Origin of the sequence: Flavobacterium sp. J372, from assembly GCF_024699965.1 — a bacterium.
GTDB lineage: Bacteria > Bacteroidota > Bacteroidia > Flavobacteriales > Flavobacteriaceae > Flavobacterium.
In genome coordinates, this window is the sequence record NZ_JAJOMZ010000004.1 from 3,249,787 (window position 1) to 3,272,231 (window position 22,445).

16 protein-coding genes and 1 pseudogene are annotated in these 22,445 nt (G+C 41.3%); 13 read left to right on the forward strand and 4 right to left on the reverse strand.

All coding sequences use genetic code 11. The annotated features are described in order from the left end of the window. Positions 1–64 precede the first annotated feature (64 nt). Positions 65–1,561 carry a MauE/DoxX family redox-associated membrane protein gene (locus LRS05_RS15970; protein WP_223053822.1) on the forward strand — a complete coding sequence of 499 codons (1,497 nt, stop codon included), beginning with the start codon at positions 65–67 and terminating at the stop codon, positions 1,559–1,561. Positions 1,562–1,636: 75 nt separating this feature from the next. Continuing rightward, a complete protein-coding gene (locus LRS05_RS15975; protein ID WP_223053821.1) occupies positions 1,637–1,906 on the forward strand; it encodes a DUF6520 family protein in 270 nt (89 codons plus the stop codon). 52 nt (positions 1,907–1,958) lie between these two features. On the opposite strand, the gene LRS05_RS15980 is transcribed toward LRS05_RS15975, so the two are convergent. The 3 genes from LRS05_RS15980 to LRS05_RS15990 are packed head-to-tail and all read right to left on the reverse strand — an operon-like array spanning position 1,959 to position 8,955. Then, the gene (locus tag LRS05_RS15980; RefSeq protein WP_223053820.1) at positions 1,959–4,496 is read right to left on the reverse strand and encodes a S9 family peptidase; all 2,538 of its coding nucleotides are present in this window, start codon (positions 4,494–4,496) and stop codon (positions 1,959–1,961) included. 1 nt (position 4,497) lies between these two features. After that, positions 4,498–5,907 (reverse strand): RagB/SusD family nutrient uptake outer membrane protein, encoded by a 1,410-nt coding sequence (locus LRS05_RS15985; RefSeq protein WP_223053819.1) that lies wholly within the window; start codon positions 5,905–5,907, stop codon positions 4,498–4,500. Positions 5,908–5,922: 15 nt separating this feature from the next. After that, the gene (locus LRS05_RS15990) at positions 5,923–8,955 is read right to left on the reverse strand and encodes a SusC/RagA family TonB-linked outer membrane protein (RefSeq protein ID WP_257869185.1); all 3,033 of its coding nucleotides are present in this window, start codon (positions 8,953–8,955) and stop codon (positions 5,923–5,925) included. 647 nt (positions 8,956–9,602) lie between these two features. On the opposite strand from LRS05_RS15990, the gene LRS05_RS15995 reads away from it, so the two are divergent. The 5 genes from LRS05_RS15995 to LRS05_RS16015 all read left to right on the forward strand — a co-directional run bounded on the left by LRS05_RS15995 (position 9,603) and on the right by LRS05_RS16015 (position 13,235). Beyond that, entirely contained in the window at positions 9,603–9,926 is a 324-nt protein-coding gene (locus LRS05_RS15995) for a helix-turn-helix transcriptional regulator (RefSeq protein ID WP_257869186.1), read from the forward strand. 250 nt (positions 9,927–10,176) lie between these two features. Then, positions 10,177–11,094: a hypothetical protein gene (locus LRS05_RS16000; protein ID WP_257869187.1), complete on the forward strand. Its 918-nt coding sequence runs from the start codon at positions 10,177–10,179 to the stop codon at positions 11,092–11,094. A 459-nt stretch (positions 11,095–11,553) separates the two neighbouring features. Continuing rightward, positions 11,554–12,081, forward strand: coding sequence for a hypothetical protein (locus LRS05_RS16005; protein WP_257869188.1), 528 nt, complete (start codon positions 11,554–11,556; stop codon positions 12,079–12,081). A gap of 156 nt (positions 12,082–12,237) precedes the next feature. Further along, entirely contained in the window at positions 12,238–12,711 is a 474-nt protein-coding gene (locus LRS05_RS16010; RefSeq protein ID WP_223053813.1) for a hypothetical protein, read from the forward strand. Between the two features lie 86 nt (positions 12,712–12,797). Continuing rightward, entirely contained in the window at positions 12,798–13,235 is a 438-nt protein-coding gene (locus tag LRS05_RS16015; RefSeq protein WP_223053812.1) for a hypothetical protein, read from the forward strand. A 199-nt stretch (positions 13,236–13,434) separates the two neighbouring features. On the opposite strand, the gene LRS05_RS16020 is transcribed toward LRS05_RS16015, so the two are convergent. Further along, a complete protein-coding gene (locus LRS05_RS16020; RefSeq protein WP_257869189.1) occupies positions 13,435–14,799 on the reverse strand; it encodes an AraC family transcriptional regulator in 1,365 nt (454 codons plus the stop codon). Positions 14,800–15,555: 756 nt separating this feature from the next. On the opposite strand from LRS05_RS16020, the gene LRS05_RS16025 reads away from it, so the two are divergent. The 6 genes and pseudogenes from LRS05_RS16025 to LRS05_RS16050 all read left to right on the forward strand — a co-directional run bounded on the left by LRS05_RS16025 (position 15,556) and on the right by LRS05_RS16050 (position 22,440). After that, positions 15,556–16,116 carry a hypothetical protein gene (locus LRS05_RS16025; RefSeq protein WP_257869190.1) on the forward strand — a complete coding sequence of 187 codons (561 nt, stop codon included), beginning with the start codon at positions 15,556–15,558 and terminating at the stop codon, positions 16,114–16,116. A gap of 341 nt (positions 16,117–16,457) precedes the next feature. Further along, entirely contained in the window at positions 16,458–17,336 is an 879-nt protein-coding gene (locus tag LRS05_RS16030) for an AraC family transcriptional regulator (RefSeq protein WP_257869191.1), read from the forward strand. 72 nt (positions 17,337–17,408) lie between these two features. Continuing rightward, positions 17,409–18,254 (forward strand): RteC domain-containing protein, encoded by an 846-nt coding sequence (locus LRS05_RS16035; RefSeq protein WP_223053808.1) that lies wholly within the window; start codon positions 17,409–17,411, stop codon positions 18,252–18,254. 246 nt (positions 18,255–18,500) lie between these two features. Continuing rightward, entirely contained in the window at positions 18,501–18,797 is a 297-nt protein-coding gene (locus LRS05_RS16040) for a helix-turn-helix domain-containing protein (RefSeq protein WP_223053807.1), read from the forward strand. A gap of 91 nt (positions 18,798–18,888) precedes the next feature. After that, the gene (locus LRS05_RS16045; RefSeq protein ID WP_223053806.1) at positions 18,889–20,337 is read left to right on the forward strand and encodes a DUF3945 domain-containing protein; all 1,449 of its coding nucleotides are present in this window, start codon (positions 18,889–18,891) and stop codon (positions 20,335–20,337) included. A gap of 20 nt (positions 20,338–20,357) precedes the next feature. Continuing rightward, positions 20,358–22,440 (forward strand): annotated as a pseudogene (locus LRS05_RS16050) (DNA topoisomerase). Positions 22,441–22,445: the final 5 nt, after the last annotated feature.

Consider the following 22,445-nt stretch of genomic DNA (forward strand, 5'->3'; position numbering starts at 1 on the left):
AGCCGTAGAAGTGCTATACATTTAGTGGTTTGTGCGCATTGATGTGTGGGTTAAAAGTAAGAGCATGAAAGTATCATTATCTTTTAGGAAAGCTGTTGTTGATGTTGTCAGCCTGCTATACATTCTACTTTTTACATATGCAGCAGTTAGTAAACTGTTGGATTTTGAAGTATTTCGAATCCAACTTGCCCAATCGCCTTTACTAAGTTCATTTGCCAGTTGGATTGCATGGGTAGTCCCACTTCTTGAAATTGTTATTGCGGTTATGCTCTGCATACCCAAAACAAGATTACTGGCACTTTACGCCGGATTTTTCTTGATGGTGATGTTTACCGTTTATATTATCATCATTTTAAACTTTAGTCCATTTGTACCATGCTCGTGTGGCGGGATACTTGAAAAGCTCGGCTGGAAGGAACATCTTATTTTTAATTTCGGCTTCTGTGTCATTGCTCTGCCCGCTATAATATGGGAAAGTCAATCGCGTAGCTCCCACAGCCTTTTACGGCCTGTCTTCCAAATGACAGGATTGATGGCTCTCGGTACCTCAACAGTTGTGGCATTGTTTATCATTTCAGAAGACATGATGCATCATAGGAATAATTTTACCCGACGATATCCGGTACATCCAGCGGAATTTATTCGAGACCGGAAAATATCCTTCAATGCCTACATTGCGGGGACAGGAAAAGGCTCTGTTTATCTTGGTGACTTGGACGACCCATTAAAGATTGTGGAGGTTGTTGATGACCTCAATAAAATAATTACACATAGGATTTCAACGAGCGAACCCAACCGAAAATTCAGAAACCTTCGCATAAGTGTCAAGCCGCCTTACTTTTTTGTGAGCGACGGCGTGGAGGCTTTCGTGTTGATGGGGAGGATAGACGATTGGAAAGCTGACCTTTGGGTTGACAATTTAGCCTACTTTAATGTTTTTACGCCTATTGATTCCAACGCGGTAGCAATTCGCGCAGTCACCGGCGCAGCAAACGAGAGTATAATCGGTGTAATGAGGCCTACCGGCGGCGGTACGGTTGATTTTAACAAAAAACTATTAGACAAACAAATTGATGGTTTTTTTGATACTGATGGGAAGCTGTTGTTCAACGAACGAAATAAAAAAATAGTTTATGTCTATTTATACCGCAACGAATACATCATAAGCGATCCGTCGTTGCAATCAAAAACCATCGGGAAGACTATTGATACTACCTCCCGGGCCAATATTGATGTGGCATACATAGGTAAAGAGGGCACTAAGAAAATTGCATCACCGATGAGAGTTGTCAACAAAATGGCTGCGACAAATGAAGATTACCTGTATGTCAACTCAAAACTGATCGGTCAGTTTGAAGAAAGAAGTATGTGGGACGTGGCTTCTGTGGTCGATGTATATAATATCCTCAACCAAACTTATATGTTCAGTTTTTATCTATATGACAAGGATGGCAGAAAAGTTTCGGATTTTGCAGTTTCAGACGGAAAGGTATATACACTGGCCGGACGTTCACTTACCGCCTACAATCTTGATCCGGTACCTTTTGAAAAAAACAAATAAAGACATACCGCGCAGTATCAGGGGAAGATCGAAAACCTGTAACAGAGTAGATCGTCAATTTTAATTTTTAAGAAAATGAAAACGAAAATTTTTAAAGCGATTTTGCCAGTTTTTGCTTTTATGCTGGCCATTGGAGGTGCATTTGCCTTCAACCAAGCTCCTGCGGACAACGCAGAAGATTTTGCACAAGTGCTGGGGCATTACAAAGTGAACAACGTTTGTGAGCCGGGTATTATGTGCCAGGACGACACCAATACCGGTGCCTGTCAACTGGGATCGGTTACCTACTTCAGGAAGTTATCGACCACAAACTGCTCACAACCGCTGTGGCAGATTATTGAGTAATCAGTATAAGCAATGCGGATACAATATCCGCATTGCTTTGCTTTTAGTTCTATTACTCTTTTAAATACAGGTCGAACCAATCTTTTACCCTTTTGGTTACATCCCTTTTTGCTTTTTCGTCCGATAGGATATGTCCCTGGTTGGGATACAATAGGAATATATTTCGCTTATTAAGCCTTCGAAGAGCCAGATGCAGTTCAATACCTTGCTCGTAATTGACCGAGCCATCGCTTTTGCCAGACCAACTCAGAAGCGGGGTTGTGATATTAGCAGCATGGGCTATAGCAGAATTACGAATGAAGCTATCCCAATCGTGTAAAGGGGAAGTTTTCATCCTAAACTGGTGCGATTCGAATCGCCAGTTATTAGACCTGTTTGTAAAAGGATTTAAGGTCAGGTAATAACTTACGGGATCCGTAACTGCCCCGCTTGATACCGCTGCAGCGAACATCTTCGTTTGGGTAACGATAAATGCCGTTTCCGTACCTCCAAAGGAGTGTCCGATCAGCCCTATGTGATTTTCCTGTACAACATTTCGATTTATCACTGCGTTTACTGCCGAAGTTACGCAATCAAGTGCCGATGGGCCGGGAGCGTTCAGCTCATATTTAATATCAGGCATAAGTACCAGATAGCCATCGAGAAAATAGGCAGGAGCCGAGAATCCTGCACGATCTGCCAATACAGGATTGTTATAGTCATGCAAGGTTGAGGATAGTCTTTCATATATGTAGACTACCATCGGATACTTTTTGCCTTTCACGTACCCCGCGGGATATATGAGCACACCCTTCAACGAATCTCCGTGTGAATTGGTATAGGCAATCAGTTCGGATCGTCCCCAATCATATTTTACTGAATGTCTGTTCGATTGAAAAATACGTCTTGGCTTTTTGTTGGAACTGAGTATGTTTAGGCTGGGCGGACGAGCACTAGTCTCTTCGACATATAAATATTCGTTCGCTTCTGTGGCCTTTATAATCCTGGATGCTTTGAAGGAGCCATATAGCAATTTAACCAAACCTTTTTTGTCGTCATAATAGTAGTAGCCTGATGCCATGTCAGCACCTCGCGCGGAAAGAATAATGCCTTTTTGAATGTCATTTTTTTCCCAAGCGTTTGACGCTACTGTACCACGCTCGGTCTGACTGCGGTCGACCACTACCCTAAATCTTGTCTTATCCTTACGGCCATCGGTTATTTTTTTGGCAATTCTTCCATCAGGTGAAAATAACCACACATCGTATTGGTCATAGAGGATGACACTTCGGCCGTCCGAGGTCCATCCTGGGCTATAGTATCCGGGGTTCGCACCGGAGTCGTCGAACTCCGCATCCCTGAAATCAATAGGTATGGCAGCGGTAATATTTGTTGTCTTCCCGCTCTGATTGTCAAAAATATGATAATTCCCGTCTTTGAAATAGCTCACGAATTGCCCGGATGGGTCCGCTTTAATCAGTCCTGCAGAGCGGCTGCATTGTTTAACCATAAGTTGGGATCGCATGGTTTTCAGATCAATGCTGTAATAATCAGCCGGCGCCAATTCTGCTGTACGCGAAACCATAGATGATCTGGATTCGGCGAGCGCATACCTGCCGCCCGGCAATATCTTTACATTTTGAAAATCATCGCCATCTAGTTTGTGCAGCTTACTCGATACTACATCCCAAAGTGATAGGGCCGCATTCATCCCAGGCTGTTTTAATTGCTCAATCATAGGATATTCGTAAAATGTCTCGGAATCCCAAATCTCGACGAGTGTTTCTGTTGCTTCAGCGGTGCTTATCTCGTTGGCAAGAAAATAAACATGCATTTCGTCATCGGAAACCGCAAGTTTGTAAGGCTCTATCGCATGCAGCTGGCCTTGAAAAATGATCTTGGTACTTTCAAGCAATCTGGACTGTTGATTTGCACAATCATAATGCACAATAGAAATGTTGCCGTCCTTTTTTGCTTTGCTGAAGAATACAAGACTTCTGCCTGACTTACTCCAATGGATCCTACTGTATGCGGAAAGGGTATCGGTCGTTATTTTCGAAACCTTTAAATCCGTAACATCCAACAGCGAAACAGCCCCCGGTTCGATTATCGCGACTTTGCCTTGGCGGGAAACAGTGTAATCTGAAACATTATCGCGTTCGGTCAACAATTTATGCTGCCGATCAAAAAGGGAAAGGATATTATGCCCTGTACTTTGATAAAGCACGAGATACTTCCCGTCAGGCAGGAAATCAAATCGCGTTACCCCAGAATACGCTACAGCATTTTTGCTTGCCAAATCAATCAAACTGATAGTATTACCCTGTAGCCGGACCGCGATTCTTTTTGAATCCGGGCTAAAGGCAATTAGGTGCCCATTTGGGAAATAGTTCTGTTTGCCCTTGTCGAGGTTTTGAAGGAAAAGCGTATCTTTTCCCGATGTATATTCCATCCTAAAGGCAGCCCATTTGCCATTCGGTGACAGTCCTTCTCCCGACAACGTTCCCCACTTTTCAAAATCATCGGGTGTAACTTTTAGATTCCCTTCCTGAGCGTTGGCCGGAAGCCCGGCAATCACACAAAAAGCTATTATAAATCGGATCGCTTTCATTTTAATATCCGGGATTTTGTGGAAGCAGGTTTTCGTTGAGTGACAATTCAGCCTCAGGCAAAGGCAACCAAATGTCACGCATCTGCCAGTTGGGTTTTATGAGGCTCAAGACACTTTCTGCATTGCCGGTACGCTTAAGATCGAACCACCGATGGCACTGCTCGGTGAAAAGTTCATGTCGTCTCTCCTGTAATATAGCAGCGGCCAATTCTTCCTGCGTTGCAGCTGAAGTGGCGGGGAGCCCTGCGCGGGTTCGGATGACATCAATATCTGCCTGTGCGCCTGGAATGTTGCCGTTGAAGGCACGTGCTTCGGCACGGATCAGGTACTGTTCCTCAAGCCGTAGAAGTAGCGTATATTCCTGGGACTCGGGTGTAGGCGCGTTTAGCTTATACTTAAAAGGCCTGTACCAGGTTCCATTTGGATTGGAAATGACTGCAATCCAGTTTGTTTTACGTAAATCGCCGTTTTCAAACGAATCGTATAGATTTACGGATAGTGCGGGCTTGGTGGGTGGACCGCTTGTAAAATTGTAAGTTGTCGCATCCTTGGTGTTTTGGCCTTCAATACCCGGGTGGAAGGACCAAATAATTGAAGGGCTGTCTTTTAAAAATGCAGCTGCCGGATCTGTATCGATTGAATAATCGCCGCTTTCGATTACCAGGGTTGCATAGGCTTCGGCTTGTGAATAGTTCTGAGTATAAAGATGAACTCTTGCAAGCATTGCATGTACGGTAGCCCGATTCGCTCTAACGCGTGCTGAAGATGGATAACTTTCAGGCAAAATGGATTCGGCTAGTAGAAGATCCTGAATGATGTTGTTCCAGACCTCAGTAGCCGATGTTTTGCCGATCGCAGCATTAAGCTCATAATCGGTTGTTGTGATATAAGGGATATCACCGAAAAGATTGACAAGGTAAAAATAATTGAATGCCCTGAGAAAATAGGCTTCACCAAGCAACCTGTTGCGGTCATCTCCCGTAATTGCCGCCGATGATTGTACACCTTCCAAAAGCGCATTAATGGCATAAATTTCTCCATAGGTCGTATTCCAGAGTCGCAGCAAATTTGCATTGGACGGAAGCAGTGTGTGCTTGTTGAATTGCTCATTAAGAGTATTTGTGCCATAGAAATCCATGTCATCAGCGTAGTTTGCCATAAGAAACGTACCCCCGAACGAAGTGCCTGAAGCGACCCCACCCTCGCGCATGCGGGCATATATGTCCGCAAGTGCGGCATTGGCGGTGGTTACATCCTCATAGACGGCATTGCCAGTGAGTTCAGATTGGGGCATGTCAACTTCGATAAAACTTTCGCAGGAAAGCAGTGACAGAACCATCACTATAACCGACACCGTGTACAGTTTTAGCTTAGGCCGAGGATTATTTGGGATATTATTAATTGTTGTCATATGAATAAATTTTAGTTAGAAACTGATTTGAGCCCCTAAAGTGAATTGTCGTAATGGCGGCAGGAAATAGGCTGAATTGTTCTCTGGGTCGGCTCCCTCATATTTAGTGAACGTCAGCAGATTTTGTCCCTGCAGGTAAATCCGTGCGCTTGTCGTAGGTGACCAAAGTGACGGTAATGTGTAGGAAAGGCTCAAGCTTTTTAACCTTACGAACGAAGCATCCTGTACCATGGCGTCACTGAGCACAAAGTTGTTATAAGCTTGTACTGCGTCTGCATTTTCCCCGGTAGTATACAATTGGGCAACCGCTGCATTGCCGTCAACAGGAAAATGACTTTGTACCTGTGACATTTGATTCGAGAAAGCACCAGGCACCAGAAATGAATTAGTCATTGCCGCTCCTTTTTGTTTAACAAACTGGAAAAGGAAATCAAGCGACCAGTTTTTATAGGTCAATTGATTGGCTATACCTCCATAATATTTTGGCGAGAAGTCGATAAATGACGTGAGGTCTTCTGCGGCAGTGATTGCGCCATCTCCGTTGACATCTTCTACGGTATGCAAGCCGGTATCTTGGTCAATACCCGTGTAATGATAAAGTTTTTGGATAAAGATGGACTGTCCGACCATGAACCGATTTTTGTAAGTCGAGGTCTCTAAGTCTGGAAAAGCCAGAAGTTTATTACGCGGTATAGTGAGGTTGAGCGAAGTTATCCAGCTAAAATCCTTTGATTTAAAGTTCTCTGAACGCCACTCAAACTCGAAGCCCGTATTTTCCACGGTGGCATCAAGATTGGCCTGTATTGTAGGAAATCCGGTCGTTCCGGGAAGGGGCACACCGACTAGCTGGTTTGACGAACGATTGCGAAACCAGGAAGCTGAGAGGAAAATCCTGTCCTGGAAAAAGCCCAATTCCATCGCAGCTTCAAACTTCTTATTTGTTTCCCAGCCGAACTTCGGATTGAAAAGCCTGGTTGGCTGAATGCCAATAACACCGTCATAAACGTTGGGTGTTATTTGATAGGTGTCCAAGTATTGGTAATCGCCTATTTGGTCATTACCCGTTACGCCATAACTGGCACGCAGTTTACCGAAGCTCAGAACTGAGCGCGTCTGCTCAAGGAAAGGTTCAGAGGAAAAAATCCATGCCGCACCAACCGCGCCAAAGTTGGCGAAACGGTTTCCTGTACCGAAGCGGCTTGACCCATCACGTCGTCCTGTAAGGTTGATGATGTAACGGTCTTTTATAACAGCATTTATACGTCCGAAAAAAGCGTTGTAGCGGTAGTCAGACTGCTCATCCCTGAGTATCGTTAACGTTGTCGCTGCTGAAAGGCTGTTCATCAGCGCATTGCTCGGGAAGCCATAAGCGTCTATCGCCAACATTTCCTGCTCTTGGTTCTGGAATGTCGTGCCTGCAAGTACGTTCAGCTCTGCCAGGTCCCATTTTTTTTGCCAGGTCAGTTGCGGTTCAATGATCCAGGAGCGGCGCTTGCCATCGTTGACAACCATTTCAGACATTGCGCTTGTGAATCCAGAAACCGGGTTGTAGATCGTATAGGGCAAGGACCTGACTTCAGACAACTGAGAGTCGGTAAACCCCAAGCTTGTTTTGGCCTCGAACCCCGCGGGCAGTTTGAACGATAGCATCGTATTGGCAACTAAGGTATTGGTTGTGTTGATATAATTTCCGTTTAGCTGCGCCAAAGGATTTTCAAATGTTCCATTTTCCCAGTTAAGGTTTCCGGCATCATCGTAAAGTGCCGGCGCATTTGGCGCGAGCGTATAGGCTTGCCTTGTCAGGTCAATGCCCGGCAGGGTATTCTTGTCCCCCGAATAGTTGGCTGAGAACATTAGCCTGAAACGGTCATCTTCTGAGCGATGGGTAATGTTGACTGCTGCTGCACCACGATTAAAATGCGCGTCGCCGGGAAATACCGTCGTCTCCTTGCGATATGTGCCGCTGAGCAGGAACTGTGTCAGATCGGAACCTCCGGAAACAGTTAGTTGTGCGTTATAAATATTAGCTGTACCTCCGATGAGTTCCTTCTGCCAATCGGTATTCCGTGTCTGGCTCCAAGTACCATTGACGTCATAGGCATCTTCGGGATATTCGCTGATACCATCGTTCTCGAATGCTTCCCTACGCATGGCCAGATACTGTCCTGTATTGAGCAGGTCGAGTTTGTTGGTAATCTTACCGACTGTCGTATAGCTTTGTACATCAAAGCGCGTACGTCCGGCTTTACCTTTTTTGGTTGTAATCAATACCACACCATTTGCGCCACGCGAACCGTAAATGGCTGTGGCATCCGCGTCTTTTAATACCTCGATGCTCTCGATATCCGCAGGATTTATACTGCTGAGAGGATTTGACAGCCCTCCGAATAAACCACCCGACACTTCGTTGCTGCCCAGCGATTGCGATGCATAGGGTACGCCGTTAATAACATACAATGGATCATTCCCTGTACCCCGTAAAGAGTTGATTCCACGCACCTGAATGCTAAACCCACTGCCTGGTGTCCCGGCGGACTGAATAATGTTAACACCCGACATACGCCCTTGCATAGCGGCTATAGGACTGCTTACGGGCTGAAGAGCTATGTCCGCTGATTTAATTCGGGCTATGCTACCAGTCCTTTCTTTGTCCTTAACTGAATAATATCCCGCATTTATGGTGACTTCCTGAAGCTGTGTGCTGTCTTCTGCCATCACTAGATTTATTGACGCTTGTGTACCAACTGGAATCTCTTGTGTGGTGAAGCCAATAAAGGAGAACACCAGGACATCGGTCGAGCTTGCAGTAATTGCAAACTGTCCTTTTTCATTAGTCGAAGTGAAAATATTAGTTCCCTTTACATTGACCGTGACGTTAGGTAGCGGTCCCGAAGCGTCGGATACGATACCAGTAATTTGTTGCTGAGTTTGCTGCGCGTAGCTTCCAAACGTTAGGCGTGATGCAAAAACCTGATGAGATAATAAAATTGTAAAAATGAAAATACAAAGACAGGAGGGCCTGCCCTTGTTTAATGAAAGATTTTTCATAAATTTAAATAGGATTAAAATGAAACGATAGTTTTGATTTTCTCTCGCCTTCTATAGCTTAGTTCCACCATAGTAATAGAAGGCTTTTCTTGTTAATTAGTTTAGCGAAGGCGTAGTCATCCCAAATCCGGTAAGTAAGAAAAGTTATAAAGAATAAAGCTTAAGCCTTTAAGATCTAAAGGAAACAGATAAATTTCTTTTCCAAACAAAGAACCTGGCCCTTCCCCTAACTAACCCAGAAGGAATACCAGTACGGGCCAGGCATTATAAACAGAGTGTGTAGCACTATATCATAGGCAACCAATCTAAAGTTAATAACGGTTGCGACTCCCTAGATAAAGACGTGAGCTTTGAGAGTGAGTTAGAGCCCAAAAAAGAGGCGCAGTACTCAGCTTATTGCATTGGAGGTACTGGTATACCCTTACGCGCGAATAAGTGAGCCCACGCCCTATAGAGGCGTGAGCATTTACACTTATCATCCCGCGCGTATAAAAATTACCAGTTTTCCAATGCGGGTTCAAAGCGAATGCTTCAAATATTTTTAGAAGTATCGCAAATATAGATAATCATTCACAAACATAATAAAAAATCACCATACTGTCACGATAGTGACAGTAATTTTTATTGATAATTTATTTTTTTGTCTAATGGCCAAAAACAGTGGTAATAAAAAGACACCAGATCCGGCAGGTAAAATTTTTTTACTTGACAAATTTGTATGCGCCTACATTAGAGATAATTGGATTGATTGGACTAAACCTATAGAGCCACAAAGCAAAGAATTAGGAGTTCATAGGCATATATTGACAAAATTACAAAGTGAAGACGGATATAGAATTCCTTTATCCACTCTTGCAATTATGTGTTTCTACAAAAACATTTCACTTTCTGATTTCTTTCAAATAATCGAAGACAAGCACGGTTCAAAGATTAATGATGACTTCGTATCAAAGTCCGTAAAAGGAAATTAGATCAGTTCGGAGTTAATATTCAAAGGTTCCGTCAATCGTTATATATTTCTGAACTTGTAAGAGAGTGTGCTCACTAAAATCGGCGGTTTACTAATAATTTTTGATTTGCTCTGTTTTTTGCGGGCCTGGATTAAGTAGGTTTCGTATTTTGCTTTCGCGACAGGGATCGCAGCGGCATCCTTTTGCCAAAAGATTTAGCGTAGAGCGCGGCAGTCGCCATACAAAACAATAAACCGTTTAATAACAATTCATGGACAAATACGAAGCATTTGAAAAGCTTAAAGAATTTTCACAAGATCTATCAGATGTATCTTATGATGAAATAGTCGATCTATTAAAAAATGGAATAAAATTCATTCCGGTCCCTTTGGCAAAAGTTCAGAAAAATGCACATATCGACAGAGTCCGACCTAATAAGGGTTCCGTACTATACGAGCACATTGATAATTTAGGATATATTAAAGAGCAGGAAGTCATTGACAAGCATCTCTTATCATTTGGAAGAGCAAACTGTCCGCATCAGGTAATGTTTTACGGTGCGTTGGAAAGCACATTAATTGACAAGCAAAGACTTACTGCAATTGCTGAAACCTCTGATTTGTTCCGGGAAAATAAAGATTGTCCTGACGGAAAATATTATACTGTTAGTAGATGGAAAACCAATGATGAGTTTCTGGTTGTTGAAGTTGTTTTCTCTGAATATGCGTTGGAGAATAATCCGGATATCAGAGCATCCTTTGAGAAACAAAAGAGATTTCTTCTGGATAAAGGACTGGAAGAAAAGGAAATACGTTTTCATTTGGATTTTTTAAAGTTTATAAGTGAAGAGTTTTCAAAAAAAGTGACTAATGCGGACGATTACAAAATTAGCGCCGCATACACTAATATAATTTTACTGCACCCAGAAACAAGTGGCATAACATATCCGAGTGTCCAAACTCAATATTTTGGAGTAAATATAGTTCTGACTCCTGAAGCAGTTGACAAATATTTGATGCCCCTTGTCTGTAGTACACAAATCGTTTATAAAAATGGCGAAAAAACCGTAATTGCTAATGGCGGGCATTTTTGCGATAATATTGATATTACAAACAAAATTGAGTGGAAAGAACAGGACGAATCGCTTTTGACAAATAAAGATGAAATTTTAAAGCATCTCTATTCATAGTTACGGAGTTAATGGACTTTAACCTTATAAAACGAACATGCAGCGAAATTTAGAAAACGTAATAAGTCTTAGCGCTCGATTTTTGTTATTAAAACAACAAGATACTGTATATGACAAAGCGAGGGCCAAAGTCCTTAAAGAGTTACCGCTTCATATTTACCTGATCTGCCGGTCCCCAAAGATAATGCTCGATGTTGGTAAATCAACAATCACCCCGACCCAAATTACCCTGACATTCTTTACTAATGTCCAAGGCGTACGCAAAGACATCGTAGTAAAACCATCAATAGAAAGCACCAGCCAATAGAAAGCATTGAGTGCGATTACCCGAATAATTTTTATAAGGCTTACGGTCCAAAGAAATCTTTCCACTCTGAAGGTAAAACCAATTTACTTTTTAAATATCTCACTGCACAGAATGGAAAATATTATAACGAATCCAATCTTGAGGTACTGTATGTGGGACAAGCCTTTAGCAAGAAAGGAAAGCGGATTACTGTGGATCGTTTGGAGAAACATGAAAAAGCTCAGAAAATTTATTTCGATACTCAAAATAGATTTCCTGATTACGAAGTCTGGTTTTTGAGTTTGACATTTGAACCAAGCTTGATGACGGTTTTTGACCCAAAGACCTTTTATAATCCAAGTCAATTTGAAGATGATTTGGAACATCTGAATAAAGTCGAATCTACTCCTATTTCCTTCGACCAACAGATTACCATTCTTGAAGCAGCAATGATTAGCTATTTTGGAACCGCGGAATTTAATAAAGAATACCTGGATTTTCCATCGAGCAAACATACATCATACAGCGAACTGTACGATTTAGATTTTAATTCTGTAGGTTTTGAGCTTACGACAGTTTCAATTCATTCACAGCTCTTCAGTAAAACCGTACCGGCAAATTTTACTCATTATAAAACTTTCTTTCTTCACAATCAGACTCAGCGGAAAGAAGTACTCTATTGGCTTAAAGGGGATGAATGACACAGTTCGCTGACGTTATGCGGAACGGTAACTTTTCATTGTAACTATCTACTTTATCCTAAGAAAATTCTAATTTCGCATCAAGACCAATTAACATATTTACGGCAGAACTTGAAGCAGCCTTAAATACCTCTATAACCAATAACATTTAGACACATGGATTGCTTATTAATCGGCGGAGCTCAATCTGTCGGAAAAAGTGAAACTATTTATCGCCTTACCGAAAATTTAATAGCTGCTGGGTACCTGGTTACAGCCGGAACGTTTCCGGCGACCTTTACAGATTTCAGGGTAGTGCTACAGGGACCAAACAGGTTTGGTAAAACCGTCAATATAATTATAAATTCACCTACAGATACCGTCGACATTATCAACGATTTTAAATCATTTTTCGATGCTAACGGTACTTATGATATACTGATCTCTTCAATAAGAGATGTCAACTTCTGGCCTCGCGGTGACTTTTTCAGAATTATGGGAATCACAAGTCCCAAGGATTTTATCTTGGAAATACCTCTCGCAAAAATAACACGGCGGGATACAAATTTCCCAATTGCTTTAAACTGGTATCAAAGACAAATGGACAATTTGATGAACCATCTTTTGGTAAACACTCCATTTAATCTTTAGCTTTGCACAGCTAAACGACCGCTCTTAGCTTACCATAAAATTCCGTTTTTAATTGAGTGACTAATTAGCTCAAAATCTAATAAACTATGATTGATATAAGAGTTGAAGAAGACATCGTTAATTTTTATAAGGACGGCAGAAGTAAGCCTATCTATTTTATTGAGAGAGCAAAATTATATTTAACTCGGGAAGATAAAGGTATTTTGGTGTCTGAGTGGATTGAGCACTTAATCTTAAAATCTTGGATTGAGGCCGAAGCTTTATATGAACTGGCAAGACTTATACAAAAGGAATTTCCCGATAATAAAATCAATTGGTATGAAACATTTTTTCCAGTTGAGAAATGGCAGTACTTGCAACATGTAAAACATACTACAAAATTAATCTCTGGTACAAATTCAGAAGTAAATTTCAAAAGTTTAATGGACGGAATTCAGGCGGGAATCGATGAGCAGCGTTCGGATGTAAATGCAGAAATAAATAAAATTGTGGAGATGAATTTACGTCAGTTCAATCTACTTTAGCGACAACAAATTATGGGACTTTTTTGGAGCAATAATAATAAGAAAGTAAGGTCAGACCTGAAGAACTTATTTACAGATAAACGCTATAAAAGGAATGGGAGTAAACTTCGAGGCAATAACCAAATATCAAAACTCTTTGCCGATTTATGGAATGCTTACATTAAGAAATGATATTGAGGCGGTGTAAAGAATACTAACTTTAGGTATTGGCCTGTTGGTCCTTCTTAAGTTCTTCGATAAAGTCTCTTGGAGATATTCCAGTTTGGGTTTCAAAAGCATTTACAAATCTCCGTGTGCTGCTAAAGCCGGCTTCCTCTCCCAAAGCTTTATCGGTGTAATTCTGTAACATCCTCTCGTTCCTGATTTTTTCGGCAATGTAATCCACTTTCAAACCATTGAGATAATTATTGAAACTTTTTTGCCTATACTTCAAAATTATTTCAGAAAGATATTTGGGATTCGTATTAAAGAATCCTGCCAATTTTGTCAGGTTTAAATCCCTCTCACGAATTTTCTTACTGTCTTCAAATTTTTCGACTTGTGAAAGAACCATAGCCTCCGCATCTTTACTCATAGACAATCCATTGTTTTCGCTTGTAGCAGATTTTACTTTTTTAGAGGCTTCGAGCTTCTGGACCAGCTCTTCATATTTCCTTCTAATTTCTTTTTTACTTTTCAGATATCTTGTGATAATTGCAATTACAAACACGCAAAGGGCAACTATTACAGATATGAATATCCTATCGTTGTATTTGCGCCTGTTCAGCGATTTCTCTATATCATTTTTCTGCTGTTTCAGTTTTTTAGTATCATATTCCTTATGTATTTTACCTTGTAGATAGGCGTATGTTTTATGCAACATCCGGTCTGCCCGTAGAAGTTTTTTAATGTAATACAGTTGAACATCTTGCAACCCAATGCTCTCATAATACGAAATCATTAGTTCGTAACCTTCCCTCATATCTGGCCTTAAATAGTCTTTCCGCTCATAGATTTGATCTACTTTTTTAAAATAAGTTATTGCGAGCTCTTTATTCCCCAATGCCCAATAGGATTTTCCAAGATAGAAGTGCCCTATTGACTCATTAGCGAAGTCACCAGCTTTGCTTATTGCCGGCAGGGCGGACTTAATTTTTTCAATGGCAAGAGCATAATTATGGATTAGGCATTGATTGACACCTTCTGAGTGTACAAAATATGGCTCCATGTCAGTATTTTCCAATCTGCGACCTTCCTCAATACCTCTTTTATTGATTTCTGAACACAGACCATGGTTTCCTACCATGTTATAACAAACTCCCAGCATATGCAGCGAATTTAAGTAGCCCCGTGTGTCGTCTCTTTTAAAGAAGCCAATACATTCCTCAAACAAAGCTATTGCCTCACCGTAAAATCCGAGATAAAATTTAATAAGCCCGATATTATATTTAGCCTTATAAATCTGATATTCATTGGCGGTCTTGATAATATAACTATCTGCAATAAGATAAAAATCAAGCGCTTCGGCAAGTCTTTTTTGCCTGTAATAGGCTATACCCTTTGAAAGATAAGCTGCACCTATCATCTCATTGTCTTTTGATCGCTTAGCTGCCCCGACCATGCTATCAGCGTAAATCAGCTTTAGGGTGTCTGGCGCATAGTGAACATAGTTCTTATAGGCATTGGAAAGCTCTTCCCAATTTTTTCGGATTTGGCTTTAATTAAGAATGATTGAAGGTAGGTTGATCTTTGGCTATCGTTGATCTTCTCATCTTCTATCCGGTTAAAAATATAGTCGTAATCCTTTTTGCGGATCGAGTCAGGAATTTTAGAAATAATTCCTTGGGCATCCATGTACATACAATTGCACAGGGACAATATCAAGATATATTTTCCCATCATCGGTTAAGTTTTAGTCGTTTCCCTTTCTGCAATAAGCATGCTGGTCAGTCATCGCAGGCCAAGCTATAAGTAGGGGATTTCTCTTAACAGTAAGGTTATCAAATATACTTAAAAATCAAGGGACATCCTACAAAAGTAGTGCAAAAATCAGGGTAGCGATTTTCGGAAAATTGATAGTCGAAATGCGGCAAACCGCCAGATACAGGCTTGCTTCGGGCCCTAGCTGCCTATAGCTTTGCCTGTGAATTCAAAAGCAACCGCTTGGCAATTGTCAGGCAAAAGTTCTGCTTTCCCCGGGTGAAAAATGAACTGACGAAAAAAAGTAATCAGTCACATTTAACACAACGACATCATGAAAAGTTTAAAAGTATGGCTAGTAACACTGCCATTGTTCACCATTGCATGTACAAATGATTTTAACGACATAGAAGATGATAAAATGCCCACAGCTGTGAACGCTAAAAAATCGCTAATCACTCCCGGCAATATCTTAAATCCGTACGATTATACGGGAAGGATACATAATGACATCCTCGAAACACTTGACAGCTTAAATATTGATTCTACATCAGTCGAAGAAATTGGTTTCATAATAGATTCCATAGCCGCTACTTATCCGGAAGCCCCTGCTACAATCGATTCTCTCGCGGGATTAACCAGTGAAATTATCTGGATTGCCAGCGACAACACGGCAATTGATGACGTTCTTGCCGATTCATCCCTGAGCGGCACTGCGCAACTCAGCTTGTCAGGCTTCATCACATCACTGCTTTTGGCCAGTGAGGATCCCTACGATGACCTTTACGATTTGATAGTACTGTACGAATCCTCGGTTCTTTCCAGCCTAGCTTTTACCTCGGCAGAAAAGCGTACCATTCTTACAACAACTTCAATTGCGAGATACTCCCTGTATCGCAAAAAAGAAAGGATAAGGACTGGGAGACATCAGTTGGAAGTTATGCCGCGACCGTATATGGTGCCGAAGCAAATGGATTCCTAGGGCTTAGGATGGCTGCCGCTGTCGGAGTTTACCAAAATTTCTCTCTAAACCAGTGATATTGTTTCAGCATTTTTTAATGCGTAATGAGGGCAGGATTGTAAAGCTTGCTTGCATTGTCCTCATTGCGCTTAACCTAATAAGCGTGTTCTTCATTTTAGACCTCTTAGCTTGTGATGAAATTGTGAAGTATCTGGATGATGGCGGTATTAAAAGCTCCAGTCCCAGACATTACTCATTCGCATTACTGTTAACCAGTATGCTCAATATAGTTTTCGTGCTGACCGCACTGCTGGCAAGGTATCTTCCGAAATAGCTTATATACAATTTTCTTAAAATTAAATATGATGGAAATACAAAATTCTGCATCCTGGATACGGGAACTGGATGTCCATTGCCTTAAAGAAATAAAGTCGGTCCATCGTTTGAATTTGCTTTTAAAAACAACCAGGTTTTCAATGCTTCTCGTTGATTCCGGTACGATAGAATTTGTGGTAGAACAAAAACACGTTAGCGTGTCCACCGGTCAATTTTATGTTATTCCTTACACGGCAAGAGCAGAATCAATTACAGGTAAATTACGAATTTGCGTTGTAACCTGTTCCACGGCATTTGCATATAATAGCGCAATTTCAAAGTTCGGAAGCGGGTACATAGACTTCGTCCTTATACATCGCGGTACTTTGCTAAATTTGGAAGCAGCGCAGCAAAAGCAAATGCTCTTAATTATTGAATTGCTGAAGCAAAAAGTTAGTTTTCAAAATCGCACGGCTATGCATGATGAAATTGTCGTGCTCTGCTTCAATCTTCTGTTATATGAATTTGGATTGTTACAGTACCAACTTGAAGGGGGCTACCCAATTCATCGCAGCAGGAAAGAAATACTTGTCATAAATTTCATTGGTGTACTAAGGCAGCATTGTAGTTTGCAACATAGTGTAAAGTTCTATGCCGATCTGTTGTTTGTAAGCGCAGGTTACCTGAGTAAAGCGATCAGGGAGGTAACCGGTATGTCTGCTAAGCACTTTATTGAAATCGCGATTTTATCAGAAGCATATCTGCTTCTGGCCAATGATAACCTAACCATTTCTGAAATCAGCACCGCGCTCAACTTCAACGATTCTTCAACTTTCAGTAACTTTTTCAAAAGATACGGCAAAATGTCCCCAACGCACTACCGGCTAACGTTACGGAACTTTGTGCAACTGCATCCAGGAAAATAGGATCTTCCCCAAATCTGCGACAATTTTATTGTAAGCCGGACACAAATTTAAAACCTATCTAAAATTTCCGCTATGAAATATTCTATAAACACAATCGTCTCAGAAATCAGAAGGAAGGAGGACAAACTGTCACTTGAAACAGAACAGCTCCTTGAAGAAGCGTACCAGATGATACAATATCTGAAAGAACTTTTGCATTCGACCAGGGAACATATTATAAAAGAAGGCTTCACTGATAAAACGGAGGAAATTGATTTCTTCCGAAATATCAAGCCATACATTTTAGGCAAGCTGATTTACTACAATAAGATTTTCAGGATAGAAACTATTTGCCCTGTTCGTCGGGGAAAGATGTATCATAAGTTCTTTCTGGGCCAGTTACAGGACCTTAAACAGGAATTTAAGGAACACATTTGTGGCTCATACTTCTACAGGTATTATCGTTCGGGGCGCTGCGATCGTGATGAAGAATATTTCACAAGAGGAAATATAAATTATCGCGATGGCCTTAATAGCTATGTATTTGAGATTGACCATCAGTTCTCCACCTATTACGATTCCAAGGCGTCGCGTATTGTTGCCAATGAATTATTATACACGTATCTGGTGACAAAAATAAATCCTGATGATACACCTGCAAACTTGTTCCAAAATCCTGACTCAACTAAAGATATCTTTTGGACAGACTCAAAAAATGCGCTTATCGAATTGATTTATGCGCTGCACGCTTCAGGGGTAATTTCGCACGGTAAAATTGGCATTCGGAAAATAACCTTTGTATTTCAAGTACTTTTTCGCGTACAGTTGGGTGATATACATCACGCCTTCCATCGTATGAAAGAGCGCACAGGCACTAAAACATCGTTTCTCGACCAATTGAAATACTCTTTGGAACATTACATGAAAAAAGGAATATAGCATGTGCTATTCTGTTTCAGGCAGTCCAGTATGGGCTGCTTTTTTTTTACCAATGCATGCCCATTGGCAAATGGTAGTTTCAGAAAACTATTGGATGCGAATTTTTAGTTTAAGTCCTTATTTCTTAATAGTTCCATGATGTACAGTTGATAATGTTAAATGTGCAATGTCAATGGGCAAACCTTGGCTTTGATACCGCTTAAGGCTTAGCAACTTTGTGATGTTAAACTGATAAACGAGTTAGCTATGAATATAGATAGGACAGAATTTCTTGCATGGATGCAAAAAATCATGGAACGCTTTGACATCGTGATGGAGCTCGTAGGAAACAAAAAGCAATTATCTACAGCTATTGATGGTGAAGAGCTATTGGATAATCAGGATGTACTGCAAATACTAAAAATCAGTTCTCGCTCATTACAGCGTTACCGCTCATCGGGGAGACTGCCTTATTACACTATAAGTGGCAAGCTATATTATAAGCTGTCAGATGTAGAGCAGTTCATCAGGGAAAGTTTTAATAATAAATGGCAAAAACAGTAAGCCAGCGAATGAAAACCGACGATGTAGAATGCCAATTTGGATTGAACAGGTGTCCAATACAATACTTTCGGCCGTATAAAACACTGAAGCTATGAATGAGGTAATAAGTGAGCAGATAAAAGTACAGGAGCAGCAACCAGAGATTTTGCTCGTACACGACAAAACTCAAAAGAAAGTAAATGCAGTAAAAGGCATCGGTAAAGACGGAACTCTGGAAACCATTGATCCGGACAGGAAGAATCAGAATCAGTTCATGCGTGTAGACAAACATGGTGACATATTCTCAAACTTCTTCTCCAACTTCCAGAGCCAACTTAAAAACCCTACGCAATTTTCTTTCTTCAAAATTCCGGTTGAAAAGGTTGAGGAATTGGCCAGGAAGATAGAAGAATACCTACGTAACCTGACAGAGGAAGGTAAAGCTTTTTTGGAAAAGTTTATGGTAAATGGCCAGCAAGAAGATAAACAAGAAAATCAGAATATTATGGAAACTACGCAGACAAAGACCGAAACCGGGGATTATAAATTCTCTCCGGAACAGATTAATTGGGAATTTATGTCAAATTTAGGATTAAGCAAAGAGAAGCTTGAGGCGAAGAACCTTTTGGAACCATTATTAAAAGGTTATAAAACGAACGAGTTGGTGCCTGTAAATATAAATCTTGGCTCAGCCAAAGCCTATATAGAAGCCCGTTTAGCCTTGCAAAGCAATAAGGAAGGCGAGGTTGTACTAAATATGTACCCCGTTCACAAAGAGCCGAAGGTACAATTTCCTTTCTGGGGGCATGAATTTACAAAAGAGGACAAGGAAAATTTACTTTCTAAGGGAAATATGGGACGAGTAGTTGATTTGACGTACCCTAATAATCCTGACTTAAAAATCCCTTCGGTAATTAGTGTTGACAGATTAACCAACGAACTTGTCGCCTTTCGCACTGAGTGGATGAAAATTCCCGAAGAAATTAAAGGCGTTAAGCTTAATGATGAACAGAAGCAAACCTTAGCTGAAGGGAAGCCACTTTTTATTGAAGGCATGACTTCAAAGAAAGGCGAGTCGTTCGACGCTTCAGTCCAATTCAATGCAGATAAAGGCCATATAGAATTTCTCTTTGACAGGAATAATGATCTTAGCCAAAAGCAAAGTAATCAGGAAGGGCAACAGGAAGCTCCTCGTGAATTCAGAGACAAAGTGCTTGACGACAAGCAATATGAAAAGTTCAAAGAAGGGCAGACCGTTTATATCGACGGGCTGGTTGATAAAAAAGGGCAAAGCTACCAAGGCTATATCACCTTTGACAAGGAGACCGGCAAGACAGATTTTTCATTTAACAATCCTGATAAACTGAGGGAAAAAGTCCAGCCAAAAGAGGAAAACAAAACGCAGGTGGCCGTCAATTCGGAAGGTAAAACCAACGAAGCCACCAAGCATAGCAATGAACCATTGAAATCAGGCCAACAGGATCCTGACAGCAAAATTCAGCAAGAGCAAGCCCAGCAACAGGAGGATAAACCCTCCAAATCAAAAGGAAGGAAGATATAACTATATACACATAAAGGATTATGATAGTAGTGATTGCAGAAAAACCAAGTGTTGCACGCGAAATTGCCCTAGTGCTTGGTGCCATGGAAAAAAAAGACGGCTACTCGCAGGGAAATGGCTATCAGATAACCTGGGCTTTGGGGCATTTGGTTGCCCTTGGCATGCCGGAAGATTACGGCATTAAAGGATTTCTGGCGGAATCCCTGCCAATACTGCCAAATCCCTTCTTATTAACAGGGCGGAAAATACGCAAGGATAAGTCTTATGTTGCCGATCCGGGTGCTGCAAAACAATTGAAGGTAATCGATCATTTATTCAAGGCTTGCGAAAGTATTATTGTTGCAACAGATGCGGGACGTGAGGGAGAATTGATTTTCCGGTATATATACGATTACCTTAAATGCCAAAAACCATTTAAGCGCTTGTGGATAAGTTCACTAACTGAAAAAGCGATACGGCAAGGGTTCGCCAACCTGAAGGGAGGTAGTGAGTTCGACGGGCTTTACTCCGCTGCCCAAGGCAGAAGCAAGGGTGATTGGCTGGTAGGCATCAATTCTTCCCAAGCGCTCAGCATAACCGCAGGCAGCGGTGTATATTCCTTGGGAAGAGTACAGACACCCACTCTCGCCATAATCTGCAAAAGGTTTTTGGAAAACAGCACTTTTAAGGCAGAAACATATTGTCAGGTCCAATTGGGACATCAAAAGAACGGCACGGACTTTAAAAGCCTATCATTAATCAACTGGGACGGTAAAAAGGCAGCGGAAGATGTATTGAGAATGGTGCAACGCATCGGCATAGCAACTGTACTGTCAGCGGATAATAAAACCATTTCTGAACAGCCGCCGCTATTGTTTGACTTAACAGGCCTTCAAAAGGAAGCAAACAAGCAGCTTGGCCTTTCCGCAGAAGAAACGCTGAATATTGCCCAAGGCCTATATGAAAAAAATTCATCACCTATCCCCGCACTGGCAGCAAGTACATCCAGGAGGACATGTGGAGTGAAGTACCGAAACTTATAAAAGCTTTGGAAACCAGGCCATCTATTGGATCGGTGATTGGCAAGCTTAAGCTTGGGAGGCTGAATAAGCGCATAGTCAATGATATAAAAGTGACCGACCATCATGGGCTATTGGTAACCGAGAAAATTCCGATATCCTTATCAGCAATGGAAAATTTGATCTATGATATGATTGCCCACAGGCTACTTGAAGCAGTTTCTGAAGCGTGCACTAAAAAGGTAACAGAGGTTATCCTTGAGGTGTCAGGTACTACTTTCGTCAGCAAGGGAATAGAAGTGCTGATGCCAGGCTGGCGTGCAGTAAAAGGTAGATATGACGATGAAGAAAGTGCCTCATTACAGGTCTTGCCGGAAATTGCAGTTGGTGATGAAATCAAGATAAAAAGCACTGAAGTGCTGGAAAAGAAGACAAGTCCTCCAGCACTATATACTGATGCAAGTTTATTGGCTGCCATGGAACATGCCGGAAGAGCAATAGAGAATGAACACGAGCGAAAGGCAATCCAGCTCATTGGAATCGGCACTCCGGCTACCCGTGCGGCCATCATCGAAACGCTTTTATCAAGATCGTACATTCAGAGGACTAAGAAATCGCTTATTCCCACGGAAAAGGGACTTAAAGTTTATGACCTCGTTAAAGATAAAAGTATTTCAGATGTGGCTATGACAGCGCAATGGGAGCTTGCTTTAGAGAAAGTTGAAAATGGCCAGCTCAGCCTGGATGTTTTTCAGCGGGAGATGGAGCAGTACGCTACGACTATAACCGGTGAATTGCTATCGAGCACAATACATAAAGAAAAACATCCTGATCTCACCTGCCCAAAATGTAAAAAGCACAAACTTCAGTTCAGGGATAAGTTAGTCAAATGCCCTTCAGCTGACTGCAATTGGGTACAGTATCTAAAGGTCTGTGGTGTCCATTTAAACTATGCAGAAATAGAACAGTTGGTACAGGCAGGGAGAACCCACCTTATAAAAGGAATGGTTAGCAAATCCCAAAAAAATTCAATGCCTTTATCGTTCTCGGCGAGAATGCCACGACCTATTTTGAATTTGAAAAACCAGCCGGAAGAAAGGCATAAAAAAA

Excerpts from the sequence above, each read along its gene's own strand:
- LRS05_RS16045 (WP_223053806.1), top strand. The coding sequence starts at position 18,889 with ATGAATGAGGTAATAAGTGAGCAGATAAAAGTACAGGAGCAGCAACCA.
- LRS05_RS16000 (WP_257869187.1), top strand. The coding sequence starts at position 10,177 with ATGGACAAATACGAAGCATTTGAAAAGCTTAAAGAATTTTCACAAGAT.
- LRS05_RS16030 (WP_257869191.1), top strand. The coding sequence starts at position 16,458 with ATGATGGAAATACAAAATTCTGCATCCTGGATACGGGAACTGGATGTC.
- LRS05_RS16035 (WP_223053808.1), top strand. The coding sequence starts at position 17,409 with ATGAAATATTCTATAAACACAATCGTCTCAGAAATCAGAAGGAAGGAG.
- LRS05_RS15980 (WP_223053820.1), bottom strand. The coding sequence starts at position 4,496 with ATGAAAGCGATCCGATTTATAATAGCTTTTTGTGTGATTGCCGGGCTT.
- LRS05_RS15990 (WP_257869185.1), bottom strand. The coding sequence starts at position 8,955 with ATGAAAAATCTTTCATTAAACAAGGGCAGGCCCTCCTGTCTTTGTATT.
- LRS05_RS16020 (WP_257869189.1), bottom strand. The coding sequence starts at position 14,799 with ATGATAGGTGCAGCTTATCTTTCAAAGGGTATAGCCTATTACAGGCAA.
- LRS05_RS16015 (WP_223053812.1), top strand. The coding sequence starts at position 12,798 with ATGATTGATATAAGAGTTGAAGAAGACATCGTTAATTTTTATAAGGAC.
- LRS05_RS15970 (WP_223053822.1), top strand. The coding sequence starts at position 65 with ATGAAAGTATCATTATCTTTTAGGAAAGCTGTTGTTGATGTTGTCAGC.
- LRS05_RS16010 (WP_223053813.1), top strand. The coding sequence starts at position 12,238 with ATGGATTGCTTATTAATCGGCGGAGCTCAATCTGTCGGAAAAAGTGAA.
- LRS05_RS16025 (WP_257869190.1), top strand. The coding sequence starts at position 15,556 with ATGCCCACAGCTGTGAACGCTAAAAAATCGCTAATCACTCCCGGCAAT.
- LRS05_RS15975 (WP_223053821.1), top strand. The coding sequence starts at position 1,637 with ATGAAAACGAAAATTTTTAAAGCGATTTTGCCAGTTTTTGCTTTTATG.
- LRS05_RS15985 (WP_223053819.1), bottom strand. The coding sequence starts at position 5,907 with ATGACAACAATTAATAATATCCCAAATAATCCTCGGCCTAAGCTAAAA.
- LRS05_RS16040 (WP_223053807.1), top strand. The coding sequence starts at position 18,501 with ATGAATATAGATAGGACAGAATTTCTTGCATGGATGCAAAAAATCATG.
- LRS05_RS15995 (WP_257869186.1), top strand. The coding sequence starts at position 9,603 with ATGGCCAAAAACAGTGGTAATAAAAAGACACCAGATCCGGCAGGTAAA.